Source organism: Ruegeria sp. BC5 (assembly GCF_056539205.1).
Genome location: NZ_JBQFUN010000009.1, coordinates 37,604 through 58,802 on the forward strand (window position 1 = coordinate 37,604; position 21,199 = coordinate 58,802).

General features: G+C 54.1%; 20 protein-coding genes, 1 tRNA gene and 1 pseudogene. 12 read left to right on the plus strand and 10 right to left on the minus strand.

Going from position 1 to position 21,199, the window contains the following annotated elements; translation table 11 throughout:
- Positions 1-53: 53 nt before the first annotated feature.
- Complete coding sequence (locus tag ACR0LY_RS17350) at positions 54-1,214, minus strand: abortive infection family protein (RefSeq protein WP_170351319.1); 1,161 nt, start codon at positions 1,212-1,214, stop codon at positions 54-56.
- A 397-nt stretch (positions 1,215-1,611) separates the two neighbouring features.
- On the opposite strand from ACR0LY_RS17350, the gene ACR0LY_RS17355 reads away from it, so the two are divergent.
- Together ACR0LY_RS17355 and ACR0LY_RS17360 are read left to right on the plus strand one after the other, a co-directional pair.
- The gene (locus ACR0LY_RS17355; RefSeq protein WP_170351320.1) at positions 1,612-1,815 is read left to right on the plus strand and encodes a hypothetical protein; all 204 of its coding nucleotides are present in this window, start codon (positions 1,612-1,614) and stop codon (positions 1,813-1,815) included.
- Between the two features lie 729 nt (positions 1,816-2,544).
- Positions 2,545-4,587, plus strand: coding sequence for an ankyrin repeat domain-containing protein (locus tag ACR0LY_RS17360; RefSeq protein WP_170351322.1), 2,043 nt, complete (start codon positions 2,545-2,547; stop codon positions 4,585-4,587).
- Between the two features lie 34 nt (positions 4,588-4,621).
- On the opposite strand, the pseudogene ACR0LY_RS17365 reads toward ACR0LY_RS17360, so the two are convergent.
- A pseudogene (locus ACR0LY_RS17365) lies at positions 4,622-5,314 on the minus strand (integrase core domain-containing protein); the annotation flags it as partial.
- A 1,178-nt stretch (positions 5,315-6,492) separates the two neighbouring features.
- Here ACR0LY_RS17365 and ACR0LY_RS17370 point away from each other — a divergent pair.
- Positions 6,493-8,055: a recombinase family protein gene (locus ACR0LY_RS17370; protein ID WP_368040154.1), complete on the plus strand. Its 1,563-nt coding sequence runs from the start codon at positions 6,493-6,495 to the stop codon at positions 8,053-8,055.
- On the opposite strand, the gene ACR0LY_RS17375 is transcribed toward ACR0LY_RS17370, so the two are convergent.
- A tRNA-Thr gene (locus tag ACR0LY_RS17375) sits at positions 8,018-8,093 on the minus strand. The two genes, ACR0LY_RS17370 and ACR0LY_RS17375, sit on opposite strands and share 38 nt — an antisense overlap.
- A 182-nt stretch (positions 8,094-8,275) precedes the next feature.
- Between ACR0LY_RS17375 and ACR0LY_RS17380 the strand changes: the two genes are divergently transcribed.
- Positions 8,276-9,145 carry a hypothetical protein gene (locus tag ACR0LY_RS17380; protein WP_170351323.1) on the plus strand — a complete coding sequence of 290 codons (870 nt, stop codon included), beginning with the start codon at positions 8,276-8,278 and terminating at the stop codon, positions 9,143-9,145.
- 55 nt (positions 9,146-9,200) lie between these two features.
- Here the strand turns inward: ACR0LY_RS17380 and ACR0LY_RS17385 are convergent, their stop codons facing one another.
- Positions 9,201-9,470 carry a DUF2312 domain-containing protein gene (locus tag ACR0LY_RS17385; protein ID WP_058282431.1) on the minus strand — a complete coding sequence of 90 codons (270 nt, stop codon included), beginning with the start codon at positions 9,468-9,470 and terminating at the stop codon, positions 9,201-9,203.
- A 161-nt stretch (positions 9,471-9,631) separates the two neighbouring features.
- Between ACR0LY_RS17385 and ACR0LY_RS17390 the strand changes: the two genes are divergently transcribed.
- Positions 9,632-9,850 (plus strand): hypothetical protein, encoded by a 219-nt coding sequence (locus ACR0LY_RS17390; protein ID WP_170351324.1) that lies wholly within the window; start codon positions 9,632-9,634, stop codon positions 9,848-9,850.
- A gap of 9 nt (positions 9,851-9,859) precedes the next feature.
- On the opposite strand, the gene ACR0LY_RS17395 is transcribed toward ACR0LY_RS17390, so the two are convergent.
- Entirely contained in the window at positions 9,860-10,075 is a 216-nt protein-coding gene (locus tag ACR0LY_RS17395; RefSeq protein WP_170351325.1) for a hypothetical protein, read from the minus strand.
- Between the two features lie 244 nt (positions 10,076-10,319).
- Between ACR0LY_RS17395 and ACR0LY_RS17400 the strand changes: the two genes are divergently transcribed.
- Genes ACR0LY_RS17400 through ACR0LY_RS17415 form a run of 4 tightly spaced genes read left to right on the plus strand, consistent with a single transcriptional unit; the run spans position 10,320 to position 12,510 of the window.
- Positions 10,320-11,183 carry an MBL fold metallo-hydrolase gene (locus ACR0LY_RS17400; RefSeq protein ID WP_170351326.1) on the plus strand — a complete coding sequence of 288 codons (864 nt, stop codon included), beginning with the start codon at positions 10,320-10,322 and terminating at the stop codon, positions 11,181-11,183.
- 32 nt (positions 11,184-11,215) lie between these two features.
- Positions 11,216-11,638: a YeeE/YedE family protein gene (locus ACR0LY_RS17405; protein WP_170351327.1), complete on the plus strand. Its 423-nt coding sequence runs from the start codon at positions 11,216-11,218 to the stop codon at positions 11,636-11,638.
- Positions 11,638-12,069, plus strand: coding sequence for a DUF6691 family protein (locus ACR0LY_RS17410; RefSeq protein ID WP_170351328.1), 432 nt, complete (start codon positions 11,638-11,640; stop codon positions 12,067-12,069). The genes ACR0LY_RS17405 and ACR0LY_RS17410 overlap by 1 nt, the downstream gene beginning before the upstream one ends.
- 9 nt (positions 12,070-12,078) lie before the next feature.
- The gene (locus ACR0LY_RS17415; protein ID WP_170351329.1) at positions 12,079-12,510 is read left to right on the plus strand and encodes a protein tyrosine phosphatase family protein; all 432 of its coding nucleotides are present in this window, start codon (positions 12,079-12,081) and stop codon (positions 12,508-12,510) included.
- 1 nt (position 12,511) lies between these two features.
- On the opposite strand, the gene ACR0LY_RS17420 is transcribed toward ACR0LY_RS17415, so the two are convergent.
- The 5 genes from ACR0LY_RS17420 to ACR0LY_RS17440 form a co-directional block, all read right to left on the minus strand.
- Positions 12,512-13,618, minus strand: coding sequence for a FliM/FliN family flagellar motor C-terminal domain-containing protein (locus ACR0LY_RS17420; RefSeq protein WP_170351330.1), 1,107 nt, complete (start codon positions 13,616-13,618; stop codon positions 12,512-12,514).
- A 77-nt stretch (positions 13,619-13,695) separates the two neighbouring features.
- On the minus strand, positions 13,696-16,374 hold the full coding sequence (locus ACR0LY_RS17425) for a sensor histidine kinase (RefSeq protein ID WP_170351331.1): 2,679 nt from the start codon (positions 16,372-16,374) through the stop codon (positions 13,696-13,698).
- Positions 16,374-16,676: a hypothetical protein gene (locus ACR0LY_RS17430; RefSeq protein WP_170351332.1), complete on the minus strand. Its 303-nt coding sequence runs from the start codon at positions 16,674-16,676 to the stop codon at positions 16,374-16,376. The genes ACR0LY_RS17425 and ACR0LY_RS17430 overlap by 1 nt, the downstream gene beginning before the upstream one ends.
- Positions 16,673-17,053, minus strand: a complete 381-nt coding sequence (locus ACR0LY_RS17435) for a response regulator transcription factor (RefSeq protein ID WP_170351333.1) — start codon at positions 17,051-17,053, stop codon at positions 16,673-16,675. The genes ACR0LY_RS17430 and ACR0LY_RS17435 overlap by 4 nt, the downstream gene beginning before the upstream one ends.
- Positions 17,054-17,128: 75 nt before the next feature.
- A complete protein-coding gene (locus tag ACR0LY_RS17440) occupies positions 17,129-18,424 on the minus strand; it encodes a helix-turn-helix transcriptional regulator (protein WP_170351334.1) in 1,296 nt (431 codons plus the stop codon).
- Positions 18,425-18,630: 206 nt separating this feature from the next.
- Here ACR0LY_RS17440 and ACR0LY_RS17445 point away from each other — a divergent pair, with 206 nt between their 5' ends.
- From ACR0LY_RS17445 to accC, 3 genes are all read left to right on the plus strand, one after another.
- Complete coding sequence (locus ACR0LY_RS17445) at positions 18,631-19,167, plus strand: LuxR C-terminal-related transcriptional regulator (RefSeq protein ID WP_170351335.1); 537 nt, start codon at positions 18,631-18,633, stop codon at positions 19,165-19,167.
- Between the two features lie 151 nt (positions 19,168-19,318).
- Positions 19,319-19,822 (plus strand): acetyl-CoA carboxylase biotin carboxyl carrier protein, encoded by a 504-nt coding sequence (gene accB, locus ACR0LY_RS17450; RefSeq protein ID WP_170351336.1) that lies wholly within the window; start codon positions 19,319-19,321, stop codon positions 19,820-19,822.
- Positions 19,823-19,831: 9 nt separating this feature from the next.
- Positions 19,832-21,181, plus strand: a complete 1,350-nt coding sequence (accC, locus tag ACR0LY_RS17455) for an acetyl-CoA carboxylase biotin carboxylase subunit (RefSeq protein WP_170351337.1) — start codon at positions 19,832-19,834, stop codon at positions 21,179-21,181.
- Positions 21,182-21,199: the final 18 nt, after the last annotated feature.

A 21,199-nucleotide genomic window follows, 5' to 3' on the forward strand; every position in this document is an offset into this window, starting at 1 on the left:
GGACCAGTCAGATGAGGCTGCTCAGCCAAACCTGCCAACCAGTATCTGTGTTTCTACTTTTCTGCTTGCCTCGCGTTCCAAGTGGAAACAAGAAACGTGGCCATAGTACCTGACAAGTTGACGGCCAACTCTGCGTGTCTAGCCGCTGGTTTGATGCGCTTCGGTCCAATACTATGAGCATCTCCCAGCTTGTTTCTGAGCGCACCGAGTGCCGTCACAACCGATTGTGACCCACTCAAAATCTGTTTGAATACTTGTTCCGTGTAATCATCAGGGGCCAACCTTAGCGTCTTGGAGAGTTTTTTGTATAGAACTGGAAGATCATCTTTTTCTTCCCAGCTTTCACCTGCCTCGTGCAAGATCCACTTGCAAACGTCTTCCATTAGAGTTCGGGCCAATGTGATTGCGCGTTCAGCGTCTTTTGACCTGCTGTCGAGTGCACTTTGCCATCTTTCGCCAATTTGATCCGGGTTAAAGGTGCTCAGGGTCGCCGTGATCTCAATATCAGCCGGATTTCCTTCTGGCAGCGGGTTTACCTCGAAAATCGGTGATCCTGAGATTCTTCCGGCTTCAGACAGCGTGTACCCATCATGGCGCAGCAAATCGTCGACCTTCCCAGATAGTATCCTCTGGCGTTCCTCACTTTGATATTCGGCAGAGGTGAGCTGTTCGATAAAGCTAAACAACAAACGGGTGGAGCAAGTCAGCAGCCCAAGAGCTTCCAAGTACTCCTGTTGAGTCAGATCATCGTTTCGAATTGTGTGTTGGATTAAGTATTCTTCGAGTGTGCGATTATCATTTCGATGGGGTGCGGACATGTTTTCCAGTGGAAAGACAGCCGCCACAAACGTAAAATCATCAACTTCACTCACCAGTGGGCCCACGGTCAGCAGTTTGACTAATCTTCGGCGCGTGATGCTAGTAATCTCGGGCCGTTCCAGATCCGCGATCTTATCAACCAACTCAAGGAGGTTGAAAGCGTCGATCTCTTGAAGAAGCGAACGAGCCATTTTTACGAGTGGTTCGACCTCAACTGCTGCCAACCTGCTGGACGCATACTTGTACTTACTCTGAAACGCTTCTTCTTCGCTTCCTTCGGCCAAACCCAATCGTGCGCAGACACCCGGCACTTCATAGGCCTTATAATCTGATATCGCGGATGCTAACTCATCCCTCAAACTTTGTATCAGTTTTGTCGGAATTGCTCTGCTCATCGTATATCTTTGCTGAAACCAAACTCGCATAAACGTGCTACAATCTGTCACTGATACCCAGCATTAACGCAACGGCTTTCATATGTCTGATTTGACGAAGCAGCACAGCAGAGATGGCCACCAAACTTTGCAAAGTCCGCTTGCTGCGCATCGCAGACCTTTGAGTGCGAAGAAGCATTTTGAACTTAGGGCTCAAGGCTGTCACCTATCGAAGTTTCACGACTGGTCGATGTTCGGATGCAGCGGGTAGCAGGCTGACGAAAGCGCAATCACTCTATAATCGCAACTTATGTTAAATCCCAATCAGTCTCTGGATCGGGGCAAAATCCGCAATTCTTATACCTGAGATTAATTTCGACCTGCAATGGTTGCCCGGTATTCTAGATGAGGATTTGACATGAAAAAACTTGCAACCATCGACCTGCCCAGGACAAGCGGCAACGCCTTTGAAGTGCTGGCACGCTGCCAGACCGCAGCCGAAAAAGCCGGAGCCGAACAAGCCAGAGTTCGGGCCTTCCTCGAGGACGCCGTCCAGGGTGACTTTGAGCACTTGTTGCGTGTGGTGAATACCCATTTCGAAGTCTCTAGCGCAGGGTCTTGATTACACAGGGCAAAGACGAGCAGACCGCGTGTCGCAGTGTCAGTGATACTGTATGAGAGATTTGGCGGCTTCACTGAGTAGTATGCGTAAAAGGGGTTACTGAGCCCGTTGGACGCGCAACCTCAACCCGACCTTCCCTAAAAATGAAGATTGGTGTCCCGAGTATGTCTCTCGATTTGTTTCTTGGTGCTTGCCAAATATTGGCCATCTACAACGCAACAAGGAAGACGTTATGAGAAAATCAAAACCAATGACTGCAAAAGCTGCTGCGCGAGTACAGAGTGCCTCCGCGAAAAGCAACGGTGGCAAAGTGAGTAAAGGCAGCTTTCCGGCCCGTGCCCAGGCTGCTGCGGCAAAGCAGACAAAAAAATAATATCATCGAGGTGATGAGGCTTTCATCACCTCCCCCCAAATCTCACACATGAAGTACTGTAAAAACAGAGATATAGACAAAATGATCCGTCAAGAAGTAAAAGCAGGAGCACGCTTTGCAATTGGTCGAAAGCACGGCAAATTGCGGTTAGCGAATGGCGGAATTTTGGTCGTAGCAAGATCCCCAAGCTGCCGGAGAGCTTACCTGAACACGCGCATGCAGCTAGAGAATCTAAAACGAATAGCCTCCCAATGAAGCCAATCCCACAACCCGGCGAAATCTTAGAGTTTATACTTCGTAATTTCACGCACGTTGACGGTGAGAACAACTCTGCTCTCGACAAGAAACTTCAACGAATGGCTGATCTACAGGGTTTTCTTTCTGAAGAAATCCGCGAACTCTCACTTAAAAAGCTTTCGAGTTTGTTGAAGTCCTGCCCCGATTCTACTGGGATTCTAGAAACTCTGGTCAACTATAAGGACCACTACTTTTTTGCCGTCCGAGAACTCGAGTGCGGATCTCGTGGTGCTATTGAAGTTAGAAGCGTCTTTGACAGCTACGCTGTTTCTTTGTTTGTCGAACTCCTGACGCCGCTTTCGCAGAAACTCGGTTTCAAGGTTGAAGATGTTATTGGTCATCCTGCGGAAGGTGTCTCCGTTGTATGGAGTGCACGTCTTCAGGGTAAAACCATCCGGGCGCTATCTGCTGACCTACAAAAAAAAATTCCGATAGAGGCGCGCAGTTGGGAAACTGAGATCGGTCGATGGTCGCGTAAGTCCGGCATGAGCGTTTCGAAGATCTTAGCAATCCAGAGCAAATATGACTTTGATCTCGGTTTTGCTTTGGCACTTGCGAATGCATACAGAAACTATTGCTGTCTCGAAATGGTAGATACTTCTCGGCACACTTCGCGTTACGAGAAGTCGGTCGAGACGGTCCTTGAAGAAATAAAACTCCAAAACTCTATTTCGCATGAGCAATTTCGAGAAGCCCGTTGTAAAAACTTATTGGAGCTCTCGGAGCTCACAGCCCCTAGTAGAGAGAAGGTGGCTGGAGATGTAGCAAGGGCCGAAGCTTGTATCGAGCTGCTTAAGGAAGAGCTTTGCGATAGCTTCAGTCTGGCTAACCTTTCTTTGATGGAAGGGATGCACTTGGCACAGCTTGGAGATCGCAAGGCCGCGCTGAAGTGTTTTGATGAAGCGGGCGCAGCGTTCAGCTACCATAGTGCCGCCGGATTTGAATGCGCAATGACCTACTTGTTCGCCACTTCAGCCGCCATCAACGAAAAGCAAATTCGCAACCGCTGGACTGCGCGTTGTGAAACAATCGGACTAGAGGTAATGCCTCAGGAGACGGATACTTCTTTCAAGTCTTTGTTTCCAAATTCTTATCCTGAAGCACTTGGTTGCCTGCCAATAAAGACATCGAAAGTCGGGTTTCCCGCAGCAGCTAAATGGAAAGGCCGGACACCAGATTTATCTAACCCGGGCAGGAGACTTAGGGATTGGGGCGATGGACCCGTGAGCCAGCTTCATATTTACACATTCCTCCTCGACAGGGAAAATATCCAAGCACTTTTGAAGAAGGGAGCTGATCCAGGCGACCTCGATAAGCGGGAAAGGTCACCTTTGTTTTTTGCGATTAAGCGAGGTGACAAAGATGTCTTTTACGAACTAATCGACGCCACAAAGAAGGCTACAATCGATACGAAGGCAAAAAATGGCGAGACATGCTTGCATGAAGCAATAAAGGAGCGCCACTCGGGTTTTGTTGAATCTTTGCTTTCTAAAGGTGCAGATTTCGAAATTGAAGGGCCGCAAGGAGGTTCGCCTTTATTTGCAGCAGCAAATAACTTCCGGTCGCCACAAAGGTTGTTGGAAGACTTCCTTGATCCTCACCAACGTGCTCAAAAGGTGTCCATTTGGGGTGACCGGCATTGGCAGACACCATCTCCATTCAGGCATAGGCATGCAGAAGCGTGGGAGAGTTTTATCAACAAAAACCCTCGGATCGTGCCGCAAATGGATGAGTATTTTCAGAAGCAACAGAGCGAACTTGTAAACTGTAAAGAGATCGTTTTGTCCCTTCTAGACGCAGGGGCAGACATCACCACAAAAGTCTCTTGCGACGGAATGACTCCGTTTCTTTTTGCGGCTGAAATAGGAGATCCCTGGCTTTTTCGCACACTGATAGAATACGGAGCAAACGTGAGAGACAAACTTGACGACGGAACAACTGCACTAACGCAGCTCTACACGCACAATCACAACGAGTTGGCAAAGTGGTTCCTTCTCGAGGTATCCGCCGAAGATCGGCTCTGGTTTCGAGAGGCAACGCGAGTTGTAAGCACTGGAGCGAAGCTGGAGCTTGGTTTGAAACGGCTTACCGAAGAACAATGAGATGTAAAACTTCAGACTTGATCTGACGGACACCTCAGCGAACAGGGCTGAGAATGGGTTGTTGGCCGTCCGATTGATCGGAACCCCTGATTGTCTTGTCCACGGCGATGTGTAGCGTTTCTCGGAAGGTCTGCATAGGTGTTTTGCCGTAGCAGTATCTTCCCGAATGTGGCCGCTGTTCGTTGTATTTGGCCAGCCAAATATCCAGATCGGTCTGCAACTCCTCCACCGAGCGGTAGAGCTTTTTGCGGAAGGCAATGTCGTAGAACTCATCCTTGATGGTCCTGTGGAAGCGCTCGCAGATGCCGTTGGTCTGTGGGCTGTTTGCTTTGGTCCTGGAATGATCCACATCCACGACCGCCAGATAAAGCTGGTAGGCGTGGTTTTCGACCTTGCCGCAATACTCGGTGCCCCGGTCGGTCAGGATGCGCAGCAGGTTGATGCCTTGTTCGGCGAAGAACGGGATCACCCGGTCATTCAGCAGGTCTGCGGCGGAGATCGCCGTCTTCTCGGTATAGAGCTTGCAGATCGCCACGCGGGCAAAGGTATCGACAAAGGTCTGCTGGTAGATGCGCCCCACGCCTTTCATCGTGCCCACATAGTAGGTGTCTTGGCTGCCAAGATAACCGGGATGGTGGCTCTCGATCTCGCCATGCGCCTCCCTCTGCTGCTTGGCCTTCTCCAGCGCCGCCATCTGTTCCTCGGTCAGCAGGATGCCGTCCTGGGCAGCACCGCTTACTATCAAGCGAACCGTTAGGGAGTGGTTTTTCGAGGAATACGAGAAAGCAACCGTCCGCGGCATGGAGATACCCTGCCCTGATTTCTTCGACATCCGGTGGACTGGCAATGATGGACTCATCACGCAGCATGAGGACACGCCCACGGCAGGCATCCTGGCATCGAGGCTGCGAGCGAAGCTCCAAGCCAACGTCATTCAGATCGAGAAGTTCATTGTTCGGTGGCAGTTGTGACTATCGTCAGTGTTGTTTTCTGCGATCTATCTATCATGGCTGAACGAGGCCAGTTTGCCTCCGCTGGCCATCCCTGGAGATGCCTGCGACCGTAGTGTTCAAAACTGATCCCACTTCATGAGCGGCATGGCGCTACCTGTACTTCCATTCGGGAAACCCCAAACTCAGGAATTTTCTCCTAAGTTGAGAAGACTTGGGACTCAAGTCAATTGCTAACAGGTAGGCCCGAAAATCGCGACAGCACTCCTGACTGATTCGCTTTTTTTTCTCGTAGAATTTTGAGTTTGACTGGCTACCATTTTCCCAATGGCAAATGGAATTCCACACCAAAATACTTACCAAGACTTCAAGGCAATATTCGTATTTTTAGATCTAATGGGTGCCAAATTTATTCTTGCCAACATGAATAGATGAGTCCGATAGGAGATTTTGAAAGAATAGACCTCACAGAATTTTAGCACCAGGAATTCAAGGATAAATGAACTGGTCTAGAATTAGTGACGCTACTCCACCGAGCTTGTTTTTTCATTACCCTTGACGAATTGAGTTTCATTTGAGGCAATAGGGAAGTCAGTTAATGTAATAAATGGTTTGTGAAATGATCCGATCAAAAAAGGAAAAGAAAGATAAGCCAAGCATCTCGTGGAAGTCGACCAAGGGAGCCAGCACAGTCGGCGCAATTTCAAATGGTTGGGGCGCGGTATGTTCAGACGTAGACGCGTTGGCTACGCGAACAAGTTCTCTATGTGTGACGGCGAAATTTAATGAGAATTTCGAAAAATATTGCACCGAGCTCAACTGGGTAGCGGGTCAAAGGAGAATTGGAAGATCACATTTATGGGCCTCATGGCAAATCGTGCTCGCTATTGCGAATATTAGTGAATGAAATATCAAAAATAGCGGAATTACATCGAATAAAAAGGGAGAATTAAAAATGAGCAACCTTGACACAAAGATCGCGGCAGTAATTTATGTCAGAGTTTCGAGTTCCAAGCAAATTAAGGAAGGCGATGGGTTAGAATCGCAGCTAACCATATGCCGCGAGTTTGCACTTAAAAACAACTTAGATGTCGAAAAAGAATTTAGAGATATAGCGTCGGGTCGATTGGATAAAAGAAAAGGCATGAGCAGTCTGCTTAGTTATCTAAAACGATCTAAAGGGCATACGAAAGCCGTCATCATTGATGACGTCTCTCGGCTTGCCCGAGGTATGAAGGCATACTTGCGAATAAAGGAGGAAATCGAAAGCGCGGGCGGTAAATTGGTAAGCCCTCGACTTCGCTTTGGCGAAAGCGCCGATGAAATCCTGTTTGAGATGATGCAAGCAGTGTTCTCTCAGCACTTTAGCCAAAAAAATGCAGAGACAAACAAGAGCCGCACTCGTGGTCGAATGTTGAACGGATATTATGCTTTCAGCCGCTTGCCGGTTGGCTACCTGTATGTTCGTTCGGACAATCAAGGGCGAAAAAAGGTTGTAAGGGACGAGCCCGTGGCATCCATTCTATCAGAGATGTTATCAGGGTTTGCCGCTGGTCGCTTCGAAACTGTGGGAGAATCCAAATCGTTCCTTGAGAATGATCCTACATTCATGCGCTATATCGGAAAAAGCAAACTTACTTACTCATACGTCTCAGCGATATTGCGGCGCCCGTTATATGCAGGGCGCTACAGCAACCTCAAGTGGAACATCCCACTCACCAAAGGAAAGCATTCTCCACTGATCTCATATGAGGAACATCAGAAAATTCTGAAGCGTTTGGATGGAAGGGTGGTGGCTCGTGTCAGGCAAGATGTCAGCGAGGATTTTCCTCTCCGTGGATTCGTCCTTTGTGAAGCTTGCGGGAACTTCATGACCTCGAATTGGTCAGGAGGAAGATCAAAGCACTATCCTTACTACATTTGCCGAAAACACGGATGCAGCAGGGCCGGAAAGTCAATTCGAAGAGAGCAGCTTGAAGGTGAGTTCGAATCTTTGTTGCGCCAGATTCAACCCGAGCCTGGTTTCGTGAAGGTCTTTTCCCAAATGCTGCGAGATGCGTGGGAGCTTCGGAGGCTCAAGGATAAACAGTCACGTAAGGAGCGCAGAAAGCGAATCTCTCAGATAAACAGTGAAATCGAAAAGACGACTGACAAGTACGTAGACACTGAGTTGGAAGTTGTGTCTTCGGCCCTGGAGAGAAAGCTAGAAAAACTACACAATGAAAAGGCCCATGAGGAGCACAAATTAAGAGAATTCGACCAAAACAGCCCAGACTTCTCAGATGCGTTCGAACCGGCAATGCGGATTCTCTCAAGCCCTTTTGATATATGGAAAAAGTCAACGCTCGAATGGCGAAAATCTATGCTTCGAATGATCTTTGCCGCTCCAGCGGTCTACAGCCATAAACAAGGGTTTCGAACCGTGAATCTGACTTTACCTTTCAGAGCGTTAGCGGATTGCAACGCTTCTGCGTCTGGTTTGGTGCCCCCACACGGACTCGAACCGCGGACCTACTGATTACAAATCAGTTGCTCTACCAGCTGAGCTATAGGGGCACTGAGTGTCGATTACTTTCTCTTGTTGGAGACTGCAAGCCAATATTTTTATCTTAACTTAGTGAATGTCGGATTTCTTGGCAACGCGAAGAAACAACCGGGCAGAATGGTGTGGATTTGACTGTTCCGACCGCAGGCTGTAACCCGACTAGAAGAGTTGAAAGCAAGGACAAGAACCGAAAATGAAGGTTGCTATCCACGCGGGCGCGGCTTTTACAGATGAAGGCCGCGTGCTGAACTCGTTGAAGAAAAACTCAGGCATCCTGAAAAATAACGGGGTCAAGATTTTTGGCGCGCGACGATACAACTGGACCTTCAATCCCATTTTTGAAAAGTTGGGAACTAAGGCCGTCGACTTATCCCAAAACCTCAATAGCATTCTGCCAAACGATTCACATACCCAGCGCGCGATCTTTTCCAGTGGAAGATTTGCGGGTGAACCGGCTGATGCCTTGCAGGAAGGGCAGTTGTATCCTTTAGCCGGTCGCAGAATGGCGCTGTTGGAGCAAGCCTTTGATGAACACCAACTTGAATTGTTCATAGGGCTCAGAAATCCGGGCAGCTTTATCCCCAAATTCCTGATGTCGCTGCCCGAAGGTGAGCGTGCCGAAATTGTTCGAAACACTGACCTGAGCTGCCTTAGCTGGATCGGCATGATCGAAGACATTCAGGACCTCGCCCCCAGCGTTCAAATCACATTGTGGAGCAATGAGGACACCCCGTTTATCTGGGGGGACATTATGCGGTCTTTGACTGGCTTGGACGACAGCACGACGCTGGTGGATGAATATGACCTGTTGGCGACTTTGCTGGATGAAGCCGGACAAACCAAAGTGCTGGCCCTGAGCAACCAAATTGAGCCGCAAGACAGGTCAGCCCTGCATGAACAGTTGGCGCAGATCTTTGAAGAGCACGCGCTGCCTGAGAAAATCGAGGAAGAGTTGGACTTGCCCGGCTGGTCCACCGAGATCGTGGACGCGTTTTCAGAATTGTACGAACAGGATCTTGAACGGCTTGGTGCTGTACCGGGCGTGCGTGTTCTAAAACCCTGATCGTGAATGTGGGGGACCCGCATGACAAGAATCGTCAGACGGACCCAGCCCTGTTTCAGCTCATGCCAAGAGCTTCCTTGTACATCTCAAGCACCGCCTCTTCTTCGGCAATATCGTCCTTGTCGCGCTTGCGCAGCGCGATTACCTTGCGCATGACCTTGGTGTCGTATCCACGGGCTTTGGCCTCCGCCATCACCTCTTTTTGCTGTTCCGCAAGGTCTTTCTTTTCTGCGTCCAGGCGTTCAAAGCGTTCGATGAACTGGCGCAGCTCACCCGCGGTAACACGATAATTCGCAGTGGCCTGATCTTCGGTCATGTCATCCATAAATGTCTCTCCCAGAGGTGGATATCTGATGCTGTGACAGCGGGCTCTACGCCGGATACATTGCTGCCGCACGGGCCGCAAGCACCCAATCCTGCCGGGCTTGTGTGAGCAGTGGCGATCCGCTAAGCGCTGGTGGAATTGACAAGCAAATGTGGGGAACCATGTTCGAATTCATCACCTGGGGCGGTGCCGCCCTGTCGCTTGCCGGGCTCTGCGGCCTAGTTTGGTGTATCCTGCGTGTGATGAAGGCGCGCAAGTCCGGCCTGTCGGACGAGGAACTGCGCGCTGTTGTTCAAGGTGTATTGCCGTGGAACCTGGCATCACTGTTTTTGTCGGTTCTTGGCCTGATGGTGGTGATCGTCGGGATTTCTTTTGGCTGACTGTTATATTCAAACGGGCAGATTATCAAAGCGCGCTTCCATCGCATCTTCGCACAGGGCTGCATCCAAACGACGTAGGCGCGACGGGACATGCATTCCCTGCTGGCGCATCCGTTGAATCACCTTGGCCACACTCGGTTGCAATGCCAGACGTGTATCAAGGCACGCTCCGCTGAGCTTTTCTTCAAGTTGTTCGGCTTCTGAGTATAAATTGACTGACGACATTTCTATCCTCCCAAATGTCTTCATTTAGTCTGATATATGTGACCGTTTTAAGACCCGTATAGATTGCCACACAATCGCGCGGAAAACCGCCTGTTCGTCGAGCTATTTTTGCGACCGGGGGCGATTTGATTAATTTTTACTCGAAACGAGGCTACCCTGCTTTGACCCGCATCAAATCACGCAGTGTTGATTGCAATATATTCCGTAATTGATATATGAATTACCGACATAGGCGGAGGACCACATGACACCAAAAGTAAAAGCGTTTTTCGACCCCGAGACCTTTACGGTTTCCTACTTGGCGCAAGAGCCCGAAGGGCTTGCATGCGCGATTATCGACAGCGTTCTGGATTTTGACCACGCCTCTGGCCGGACGGGTACGCACGCAGCCGATAAGATCATCGAGTACGTGCGGGCGAACAACCTGCGGGTTGAATGGATTCTGGAAAGCCATGTGCACGCCGACCACTTATCCGCTGCCCCCTATCTGCAGGAAAAGCTGGGCGGCAAGATCGGGATCGGGGATCAGATCGTTACCATTCAGGAAACATTCGGTAAAATCTTTAACGAAGGGACCGAGTTTCAGCGGGACGGCAGTCAGTTCGACGCCCTGTTCCGCGAAGGCGACAGCTTTCACGTTGGTCAGATGCGCGGCGATGTTCTGCATACGCCCGGCCACACTCCGGCCTGCCTGACCTATGTGATTGGCGATGCCGCGTTTGTCGGCGACACTCTGTTCATGCCCGATTTCGGCACGGCGCGCTGTGATTTTCCAGGTGGGTCGTCCGCAACGCTATACGAATCGATCCAAAAAATTCTGGCACTACCGGATCAGACGCGCGTCTTTGTGGGGCATGATTACATGGCGCCGGGGCGCGACGAATATGCTTGGGAAACAACCGTGGGAGAGCAAAAGGCGCTGAACGTCCATATTGGTCATGGACGCTCTGTCGAAGAGTTCGTTGAAATGCGCGACGCCCGTGATGCAACGCTGCCCATGCCCCGTCTGATTCTGCCGTCGCTGCAGGTGAATATGCGTGCAGGGCAGATGCCGCCAGCCGATGAAGATGGCGACGTTTACCTGAAACTTCCACTGAACAAACTCTGAAACAGAGGCGGCTGTCACGCAAAGGACAAACAATGCAACTTGAATGGATATGGGGCCTTGGCGGAGGTCTTCTGATTGGGCTGGGTGCTGCCCTCTATTTACTGGGCAATGGGCGCATCATGGGGGCCAGTGGCATTCTGGGCGGACTGGTCGACGGCAGTGATCGATCACTTGAACGGCTTGCTTTTCTTGCGGGATTGATCGGAGTGCCCTTGTTGCTGCGGCCCCTGCTCTTGCCCGCGGCCCAAACTCATCTGACCGGGAACATCACCCTCGTGATTATCGCCGGTCTATTGGTGGGCTTGGGCACACGCATCGCCAATGGGTGTACATCGGGGCACGGCGTTTGCGGAATATCCCGATTTTCCCTGCGGGGCATTGTCGCCACAATCGTCTACATCATGGCTGGGATCGCAACGGTCGCTCTGCTGCGCCATGTCTGGGGGCTGATCTGATGCGCGTAGTCATTTCATTTCTTGCAGGATCGTTGTTCGGAATCGGCCTGCTGATCTCTGGTATGACCGACACAACCAAAGTGCAGGGCTGGTTGGATATGTTCGGACAATGGGATCCAACGCTCGCCTTTGTGATGGCTGGGGCGATCCTTCCCATGCTTGTCGCATGGCGGTTGACGTCCAACCGCCGCCCACTGACCGGAGGGAGGTTTCCGCAAAAAGCCGCACCCGAATTGGACCGCCAGTTGATCTTTGGCTCTGTTCTGTTTGGCATGGGTTGGGGATTGGTTGGGCTGTGCCCCGGACCGGCCCTTGCCTCGCTTGGCTATGGGGGAGTTGGCGGAGTTGTATTCCTGATCGCCATGATTGTGGGCATGGTTGCGGCCCCTACCCTTGGTGCGCAACTGGACAGAGCCGCCAACGCGGCCTAAGCAATTGCCATGGAGATTCGCCCGATTACCCCCCGCTACGCCGTCTCGCCGCAAATTTCGGTCGAGGACGTCCCAGCCATCGCCGATGCCGGTTTTGTCAAAGTGATTTGCAACCGGCCCAATGTCGAGGTTCCTGCGGACATGCAATCAGACGCCATCGGCGACGCGGTGCGTGCGGCGGGTATGGAATACGAGGTTCTGGAACTGACCCACCAGACCATGACCCCTGAAAATGTGGCCCTGCAACGCGAGTTAGCCGAAAGCTGCGGCGGACCGGTTCTGGCCTATTGCGCCTCGGGCACGCGGTGTTCGGTAGTGTGGGCATTGGGGCAGTGCGATCGGATGAGTGCGGACGACATCCTGAACGCGACCACCAAAGCGGGTTACACGCTGGACAACCTGCGCCCGATCCTTGAGCAGATCCGCAGCGACACTGAGTAAACTAGCTAGGATTATTGGGATCAGTTGTGGGCGTCGACAACCCGGCCAGCTGCGAAATTTCGGCAACCATTTGATCTGAGTCGGCGAAATTCAGGTTCGTTTCCAAATCCTCCGGTGCGATTGAACCGAACGGGACAGGCATCTGCGACATCTCTGGTTGTGCGGGCATGTCCGGTTCCTGATGTGATGCCACAGGCGACCGGGCCTCCAGAAACTCCTCGGCTTCAGATTGGGTCAACGCCGTAAGCGGTGCGCATTCGTTCAGGCGCACGGCGCGCATCCCGCCACATTGCCCCAAGCGACCAACGGCAGCGCGCGCGCGGTCGATCGTCAAGACCTGCGCCCGATCCAGCCGTGATCCCGTCAACGGCAGCACATCCCCAACGGCAAGGTCAGACAGCGACGCCAGCGGCAAGGTCATTCGGCAGATCACCGTGTTTAACTCTGCCCGCAAAACATCCGAAGCCTGTTCAAGGTTTGGACCTGTGTCCTCTTGCCTGACCTCCCCCTCCTGCTCTGCCAGATGATCGGGCAGGAAGACAGAAATTTGGCCCTGCCGCAGGCCACCGCCCAGTTCCACGGTAAGGTCAAACACCCGATACGTATCTTCAACCATCGCCAGCGACAATGTGCGCAAATCTGCCAAACGCGTGGAAAATTCATACCCCAACAAACTGGATTGATCCAAGGGCGCATCCACCAGTTCCACAGACCGTGCCAAGACCTGCTCGACCAACGGGGCAACCATCGCACCATCCGTGTGCGTGAAGGCACGTGGCGCAGGATCACCTGCCATTACCTCACCAATCGTTTGCACTTGAACGATGGCTGAAACAGCGCCCAGATCCATGCAGACAGCGGCAGAGATTCCATCGCTGTTCATAAACTGCAGCATCAACCAATCTTCCCCAACCGGCCCCGCCAGCATGTCCGGCGTACGGTTGGATTGTTTGGCCCCTATGACAACAAGCGGGAGTTGCAAATTGTCCCCGGCCGCGCGTGCAAAAGCCAGCCGCAGCGCCCGCAAGATCGAGCGTGGCTTATCGCCCTGCTCTTCCTGTCCCGCTGAAAGCTTGCGCGCCAATGCTGCGCTGACCGTTTGCGACATTCTCGAATCCGCTGTGTTTTTCCGCGTCTGACACCCTGTCTAAACCCATGCTGGTTACGAATGTCTTTACAAGCACATCACTGCGCGGCCTGCCGATAGGCCAGTGGCAACCGAACACGGAAGGCCGCCCCGCCTTGACCGGGCAGATAGGTGATTTCACCGCCCAGGCGCTGCATAATCTCGCGGCAGATCGCCAAACCCAATCCGGCACCCCCGGCCTTGTCGACGCCAACACGGGCGAATTTTTCGAACACCATCGAGCGCGCCTCGGGCGGGATGCCACTGCCGTTATCGGCAAAATCAATCACAACTTGCCCACCAACATCATGGGCCGAGATTGTCAGTTCGGGCTCGTCAGCATCACAATATTTCTGAGCATTGGAAATCAAATTGATGAACACCTGCCCCAGCCGATCCAGATCAGTTAACAGCGGGATACGCTCGGACGCTTTCGCGCGTTTGACGGTCAGTGTTTGCCCGGTTCCGGCCAATGCACTGGACACCGCCCGATCCAGAACCGAGCGAAGCGTATCCCCGCCCACGTTCAGGCTGACCTGTCCGCTTTCCAGCACGCTAAGATCAAGTAGGTCATCCAACAATCGCGTCAGGCGCAAAGCTTCGTCATGAATGATCGCGGCATAGCGCGTCTGTTCTTCGGGGCTCAGCCCGTCGGTGTCACGCATGATCTCGGAAAACGCGCGGATCGAGGTCATGGGTGTGCGCAACTCATGGCTGACCTGGCTAAGGAAACTATCCTTCTGTTCCGAGATTTGCGTGAGCTTGGTGTTTGCCTCGCGCAATTGCCGCGCGGTGCGGGAAAGCTCGGCGGATTTGACCTCCAGTTGGCTGGAATACTCCAGCAACTGCGCGGATTCGTCGGCCACCGCCAACAGGTCTTCGACCGAAACGGATGATCCCCCGACGATCTGGCCAATCATCGCATGCGCTGTGGCCGCACCGACAGAGCCGCTGAGTTCCCGTTCCAGACGTTCCAGAAAGGCGGGCGTGGGTTCCGGCAGGCTAGAGCGACCACCCTGCTGTTCTGCCTCGGCATGAAAGAAGTCTTGCGCCGGGCCCGCCCCCAAAATCCGCTGGGTCATGATCATCAAATCTTCGCTCTGGGCCACCGATCCCGTCCAGCCGCGCGGCGCGACCGAATGGTCGAAAACGTTAACGAATTGCGCTCCTTGCAGGCGTTCCAACGGGCTGGGAACGCTTAGCAACGATGCAACGCAGAACGCCACCGTATTCAGGGACAGTGACCACATTACGGTGTGTACCATCGGGTCCATACCTTCGATCCCAAACAGGGCCTGCGGGCGCAGCCAACCCCACCCGAAGGGCCCGTTTTGAACGACCGTTTCGGGTATCAACGCCCCACTCATCCCCGGCAACAGCAGTGTGTATATCCAAAGCAGGAAACCTACCGTCAGCCCCACCAGCGCGCCGGTCCGCGTAGCACCGCGCCAGAACAGACCGCCGACTAGTGCGGGCAGGATTTGAGAAATCCCGGCAAAGGCCACCAATCCGATTGACGCCAAAGCCGCGCCGCCACCGGACAGGCGGTAGTAAAAGAAACCCAGCGCCATGATGACAGCGATCGACACCCGACGCGCCATCAGAACGACATTCCGAACGTCCCCCGAAACCGAGCCGGACCCTTCCTGCGTGCTCAGCCAGATTGGCATGACCAAATGGTTTGACACCATGGTCGACAACGCCATTGCGGTAACGATGACCATCGATGTGGCCGAAGAGAAGCCGCCGATAAAGGACAACATCGCCAACCAATCATTGCCCTGAGACAAGGGTACAGTCAGGACAAACAGATCGGGATTTGACCCTTCGGGCATCAGGTCCAGACCAATGACCGCGATCGGCACCACAAAAAGGCTCATCAACAGCAGATACAGCGGAAAGGCCCAGGCAGCGGTCCTCAGGTGCCCTTCATCCGCGTTTTCAACCACCATCACCTGAAACATACGCGGCAGGCAGATAAAAGCCGCGGCGGAGAGGAAAATAAACGTTGTCCAGCGCCCCGCATCCACATTCCACTGACCGATCTCAGAGGCGTCGATCCGGTCCATCATCGGCCCCACGCCCCCCGCAACGCCCCAGACCACAAAGGCACCAACCGCCAAAAGCGCGAACAGCTTGACCACGGATTCCAATGCGATGGCCGTCACTACTCCGTGGTGCCGTTCATTGGCATCCAGGTTCCGGGTGCCAAACAGGATCGCAAAGATGGCCAACCCTGCAGCAACCCAGAAAACGCTGGCACCTTCGCGATACAGCCCCGAGGGGTCAGCCTCGGCAAAGATAGAAAATGACAGGGTAATGGATTGCAGTTGCAACGCGATGTAGGGGGTTCCGCCCAGCACAGCCAGAATGGTCACACAGATCGCCAGCGTATTGGATTTGCCATAGCGTGAAGAAATCAGGTCAGCGATCGAGGTCACCCGCTGACTGCGCCCGACCCGCACCAGTTTGCGCAGTCCCCACCACCAACCGACCATCACCAGCGTTGGCCCCAGGTAAATGGTCACAAACTCTAACCCCGACCGCGCGGCGTTGCCCACGGCGCCATAAAACGTCCAAGCCGTACAATAGATCGACAGCGACAGTGTGTAGATCAGCGGAGATCGCAGCCAAGCCCCCCGCCCGGCCGCCGCCATCCGATCCGCGGCAAAAGCGACCCCGAACAGCAGAACAACATAGGCAAGGCAGACCAGAATAAGGACGTTCAGCGTGGCCATCAATCCGTCTCGGGCTCGGAATCGTCCGGAATGGCCATACGCCGGGCAGCAAAGCCAAACACTAGGCTGGCAACAATCAGGCCCGCCCAGCAGGCAAAGATGTAAAAAATCGCTGAGGACAGGGGCACCCCTTCCGGCGCACCCGGCTCATCTGGCCACAGCAACGGAATGGCCAGCAGCGCCGCCCCCAAAAATGGCAACAGGCGCGCGGCGTCTGACAGCCTGCGGCGGCGATAACTCTGTCGCTCAAGAAAAAGCGAAGGCCGAACCCCCGAGGGCGGCCGGTCTTCGCCAGTGCTCATGACTGTGTCGCCTGCGCATGCAGGTCGCGCACTGCCGTCAGCATCTCGGTATTGGAAAACGGCTTGGTCATGAAGCGGCTGACACCGGCGTTTTCGGCCATTTCGCGATCTCGGGACTGGCCGCGGGCTGTCAGCATCAAAACCGGAAGGCTCTGCATATCTTCAAGCTCACGCAGATCGCGTAGAATCTCCATCCCGCTTTTGCCCGGCAACATCACGTCCAGAATGACCAGATCCGGGCTTGCCCCCTGAATGACCTGCAACGCGTCCGCGCCTTCGGCATGGGTTTCCACCTGCCAACCCTCACGCGTCAGTAGAAACCGAATGGCCTCGGCGATGTTGGGCTCATCCTCAATTAACAGAACCTTACGGCTCATTATCTGTCCTCCCCGTGACGGGCTACAAACTGGCAGACCCGTCTCCGACAGCTTACGCGCAGTGTCAGGAAACTGTCAAAAACCTTCGCTCAGAATTGACGGTTCGCGCCGCGACTTGCAGTCGCTGTGCGGGCAGACCCTGCAACTGGGCCCAACCCGGGCCACGGCCTGTTCGTCATACGCCACGTCTTCGACCGAGCGTACTAGCATCACCGAGCGATAAACTGGCCCCTCGTCGTACCCGGAAACGGATTGCGGCCAGGCATAGGCATAACAGTCGAAGACAGCGGCCGTCCGACCAAGCTGTACAATGCGTTGCCGAATGGGCACCAAGGGCCTGTTCAGGGCCTGAAACAACGGCCACAGGGGGCAGGCTTCGCCAAAACGCGGCATAGCAAAGCCGGGGACGGATTTGTTGAACAGAATGCTGCCGGATGCGTCACACACCACCAGACCCGTCGGGCGGCCCAGATACCCGTCCGGCAGGGCCGCCAACCGACGCAGCACCGTCGCAAGATCCACCGAAAACCGGGACGCCAATTGCAGCGGGTTCAACGCAGATTCTGCCAAAGCCGCTTGCACATCCTCTAGCGGCATGGCCCGGGCATCTGCAGCATAGATGTCAAGAAAGTCTCGTGTCAGGGATTTGGCTGTCGCCGAATCCAGATCGCTCAGATCAATTTCAGCGCCGGGCCCACCCTGTTCGATCTGCGGGAAATGATGCCCGTTGGCGTCGAAAAACGCCTCGACATCCTCCAGCGGAACGCCCCGATGATCCCCGGCGGAATCGCTTTCATCAAGGTAAGCCACAAGCGATTTCGAGCTATCCGCCAAGCGTTCCGCATCCTGATGCAGGTTGCTGTGAAACCGGTCCCGCCATTCTGGTTCGATTTCCTGCGTGTCTGCCAGAATAGCCGCGGTTGAACGAATCGCAGCAGCGGTTGACAAGACCTCGTGCATGGACGCCGCCAGATGGGGATCATGAGTCAACCTGTCAGATAAGGTTTCGACTGTGCGCTCCAACGACACCACACGCCGATGCATCTGGGCCAGTACACCCGCCCATCCAGGGAACCGGCCCGCGAATTCTTCTAACCCGTCCAGTTCAGCCTGTTGACCAACGGCATCAGCCGCCGCCTCGCGTAGCGCGGCAATCAATGTGGCTTCGATCCCCTGTGTCAGCACCGAAGGTTCCACCGCCAGCACCGTCGCTATATTGACCAGCAACTTGCCACCGATCCGGCGGCGGTTGTGTTCGATAAGATTAAGGTAAGATGCCGATATCCCGACCCGCCGCGCCAGCTCAGCCTGGCGCATCCCGGCGATCTGACGCCTTTCCCGAATGCGACTGCCTGTCAGCGTATCGCGCATACCCTTACCCCTATCTTATACGAACTTATTAAGTCATTTCTTGAGGATATTTTCAAAACTTGTTGTTCTTTTCTATTAGTTATGCGCAAATTTTCAAAACCACTTTACAAATTTAACACACCTGCACGCCGCATCGTTCACCAGCTATGATCAGAATCTGCGTACAGCCCCTTCTCATTTCACCCAATTCCCGGCACGATAGCTGGATGAGCGACCCCGCCTTTGAATATGCACCAATCGGATTAGTCGAATTAGAAAACCGGATTATCCGGCGCTGCAACCTGCAGTTCGCCCGCACCTTTGGCGGCGAGGTTGCGGATTATCGGAACATGCCTCTGTTGCATCTGTACCCCTCGGTCGCCGATTGGGAGCGCATAGGCGCACGCAGCCTGCAGGTGATGCGCGACACCGGGTATTACACGGATGAGCGGGTCATGCGGAGGCGCAACAGCGATCTGTTCTGGTGCCGTGCCCGCGGGCGCTCGTTAACACCGGACGATCCGTTCCGACATGGCATCTGGAGCTTTTCCGACATCTCGGAAGAACGTCCCCTGGTCGAACTGACTGTTCGCGAGCGTGAGGTTGCCATCATGTCTTGCCGTGGCCTGTCCGCAAAGGAAATCGGGGTTGAATTGGGCCTTAGTTATCGGACGATCGAAGCCTATCGCGCGCGCCTGCTTGAGAAATTCGGGGCACGCAAACTACCCGAATTGGTGGCGAAACTTTCAGGAATGCCACTGTAGCCCCTTTCCCCCCGGGGAAACTTGGGTAAAACCCTTATCTGTCAGGCCGAGACTGCGCTTTTCATGGCCGGGCGCTTGGCTTATAACGCTGCGTAATTAGACCAAAGCCCGCAGGAACAGACGGGCCAAAGGGGAACCGTCGAGGACACTCATGACAGACACCAAACACGAAGCGGATGTGGCATTCATCAAGGCACTGGCTGAATTGCTGCGCGAAAACGATCTGACCGAATTGCAGGTCAAACGCGAATATGGCGAAGAAGACAGCCTGAACGTGCGCGTCAGCCGCATGAACCAGGTCGCCGCTGCTCCGGTTCAGGTTGCCGTTCCTGCCGCAGCCCCGGCCGCGCCCGTTGCTGCCCCTGCCGCCGCGCCTGCAGCAGCCGAAGCCCCCGCCGCACAGGAAGATCCGGCCAGCCACCCCGGCGCCGTAACCTCGCCCATGGTCGGCACCGTGTATATGCAAGCTGAACCGGGCGCACCTGCGTTCATTTCGGTCGGCGCGTCGGTGTCCGAAGGCGACACGCTGCTGATCGTCGAAGCGATGAAAACCATGAACCATATCCACGCGCCCAAAGCAGGCACCATCAAGCGTATTCTGGTTGGTGATGGTGACGCTGTAGAATTCGGCACCCCTCTGGTCATCGTTGAGTAAGGCGGGCCCATGTTCGATAAAATCCTGATTGCCAACCGAGGCGAGATCGCCCTGCGCGTCATCCGCGCAGCGCGCGAGATGGGGATTAAGACGGTCGCCGTGCATTCAACCGCTGACAGCGACGCGATGCATGTGCGCATGGCGGACGAATCGGTATGTATCGGCCCTCCGCCCAGCCCGCAGAGCTATCTTTCGATGCCCGCGATCATCTCGGCCTGTGAAATCACCGGCGCACAGGCGATCCACCCCGGTTACGGCTTCCTGTCCGAGAATGCCGAGTTCGTGCAGATCGTCGAAGATCACGGCATCACCTTTATTGGCCCCACCGCGGAACATATCCGCATCATGGGCGACAAGATCACCGCCAAAGACACGATGAAACAACTGGGTGTGCCCTGCGTTCCCGGTTCGGATGGTGGTGTGCCTGACCTGGCAACCGCTAAAAAGATCGGCGAAGATTTCGGCTATCCCGTTATCATCAAGGCCACCGCAGGTGGCGGTGGGCGCGGCATGAAAGTCGCGATGAACGCCGATGAGATGGAAAGCGCATTCATGACCGCACGGGCCGAGGGCAAAGCCGCCTTTGGCAATGACGAGGTCTATATTGAGAAATACCTGACCACGCCGCGCCACATCGAAATTCAGGTGTTTGGCGATGGCAAAGGCAAAGCGGTTCATCTGGGCGAACGCGACTGTTCGCTGCAGCGTCGCCACCAGAAGGTGTTTGAAGAGGCCCCTGGCCCCTGCATCACGCCAGAGGAACGCGCCAAGATCGGCAAGGTCTGTGCCGACGCCGTGGCCAAAATCAACTATATCGGCGCGGGTACCATCGAGTTCCTGTACGAAAACGGTGAGTTCTATTTCATCGAGATGAACACCCGTCTTCAGGTTGAACACCCGGTAACCGAAGGGATCTTTGGCGTCGACCTGGTGCGGGAACAGATTCTCGTGGCTGCCGGTGAAGACATGTCGTTCGGTCAGGACGATCTGGAAATCAATGGCCACGCCATCGAAGTTCGGATCAATGCTGAAAAACTGCCCAACTTCTCACCCTGCCCGGGCAAGATCACGGCCTATCATGCGCCCGGCGGATTGGGCGTGCGGATGGATTCAGCGCTTTATGATGGTTACTCAATCCCGCCCTATTACGACTCACTGATTGCCAAACTGATCGTACAGGGCCGCGACCGGGCCGAGGCGCTGGCGCGTCTGGAACGCGCATTGGGCGAACTGATCGTGGACGGCATTGATACCACTGTGCCGCTGTTTCACGACCTCCTACAGGAACCCGATATTCACAGCGGCACCTACAACATCCACTGGTTGGAACGCTGGCTTGCTGAGAATATGCCTGACTAACCTACTGGGGGCGAAGGG

Bases quoted from the DNA above. Each gene is read 5' to 3' on its own strand.
- ACR0LY_RS17350 (WP_170351319.1), bottom strand. From the start codon at position 1,214: ATGAGCAGAGCAATTCCGACAAAACTGATACAAAGTTTGAGGGATGAG.
- ACR0LY_RS17355 (WP_170351320.1), top strand. From the start codon at position 1,612: ATGAAAAAACTTGCAACCATCGACCTGCCCAGGACAAGCGGCAACGCC.
- ACR0LY_RS17360 (WP_170351322.1), top strand. From the start codon at position 2,545: ATGGCTGATCTACAGGGTTTTCTTTCTGAAGAAATCCGCGAACTCTCA.
- ACR0LY_RS17370 (WP_368040154.1), top strand. From the start codon at position 6,493: ATGAGCAACCTTGACACAAAGATCGCGGCAGTAATTTATGTCAGAGTT.
- ACR0LY_RS17380 (WP_170351323.1), top strand. From the start codon at position 8,276: ATGAAGGTTGCTATCCACGCGGGCGCGGCTTTTACAGATGAAGGCCGC.
- ACR0LY_RS17385 (WP_058282431.1), bottom strand. From the start codon at position 9,470: ATGGATGACATGACCGAAGATCAGGCCACTGCGAATTATCGTGTTACC.
- ACR0LY_RS17390 (WP_170351324.1), top strand. From the start codon at position 9,632: ATGTTCGAATTCATCACCTGGGGCGGTGCCGCCCTGTCGCTTGCCGGG.
- ACR0LY_RS17395 (WP_170351325.1), bottom strand. From the start codon at position 10,075: ATGTCGTCAGTCAATTTATACTCAGAAGCCGAACAACTTGAAGAAAAG.
- ACR0LY_RS17400 (WP_170351326.1), top strand. From the start codon at position 10,320: ATGACACCAAAAGTAAAAGCGTTTTTCGACCCCGAGACCTTTACGGTT.
- ACR0LY_RS17405 (WP_170351327.1), top strand. From the start codon at position 11,216: ATGCAACTTGAATGGATATGGGGCCTTGGCGGAGGTCTTCTGATTGGG.
- ACR0LY_RS17410 (WP_170351328.1), top strand. From the start codon at position 11,638: ATGCGCGTAGTCATTTCATTTCTTGCAGGATCGTTGTTCGGAATCGGC.
- ACR0LY_RS17415 (WP_170351329.1), top strand. From the start codon at position 12,079: ATGGAGATTCGCCCGATTACCCCCCGCTACGCCGTCTCGCCGCAAATT.
- ACR0LY_RS17420 (WP_170351330.1), bottom strand. From the start codon at position 13,618: ATGTCGCAAACGGTCAGCGCAGCATTGGCGCGCAAGCTTTCAGCGGGA.
- ACR0LY_RS17425 (WP_170351331.1), bottom strand. From the start codon at position 16,374: ATGGCCACGCTGAACGTCCTTATTCTGGTCTGCCTTGCCTATGTTGTT.
- ACR0LY_RS17430 (WP_170351332.1), bottom strand. From the start codon at position 16,676: ATGAGCACTGGCGAAGACCGGCCGCCCTCGGGGGTTCGGCCTTCGCTT.
- ACR0LY_RS17435 (WP_170351333.1), bottom strand. From the start codon at position 17,053: ATGAGCCGTAAGGTTCTGTTAATTGAGGATGAGCCCAACATCGCCGAG.
- ACR0LY_RS17440 (WP_170351334.1), bottom strand. From the start codon at position 18,424: ATGCGCGATACGCTGACAGGCAGTCGCATTCGGGAAAGGCGTCAGATC.
- ACR0LY_RS17445 (WP_170351335.1), top strand. From the start codon at position 18,631: ATGAGCGACCCCGCCTTTGAATATGCACCAATCGGATTAGTCGAATTA.
- accB (WP_170351336.1), top strand. From the start codon at position 19,319: ATGACAGACACCAAACACGAAGCGGATGTGGCATTCATCAAGGCACTG.
- accC (WP_170351337.1), top strand. From the start codon at position 19,832: ATGTTCGATAAAATCCTGATTGCCAACCGAGGCGAGATCGCCCTGCGC.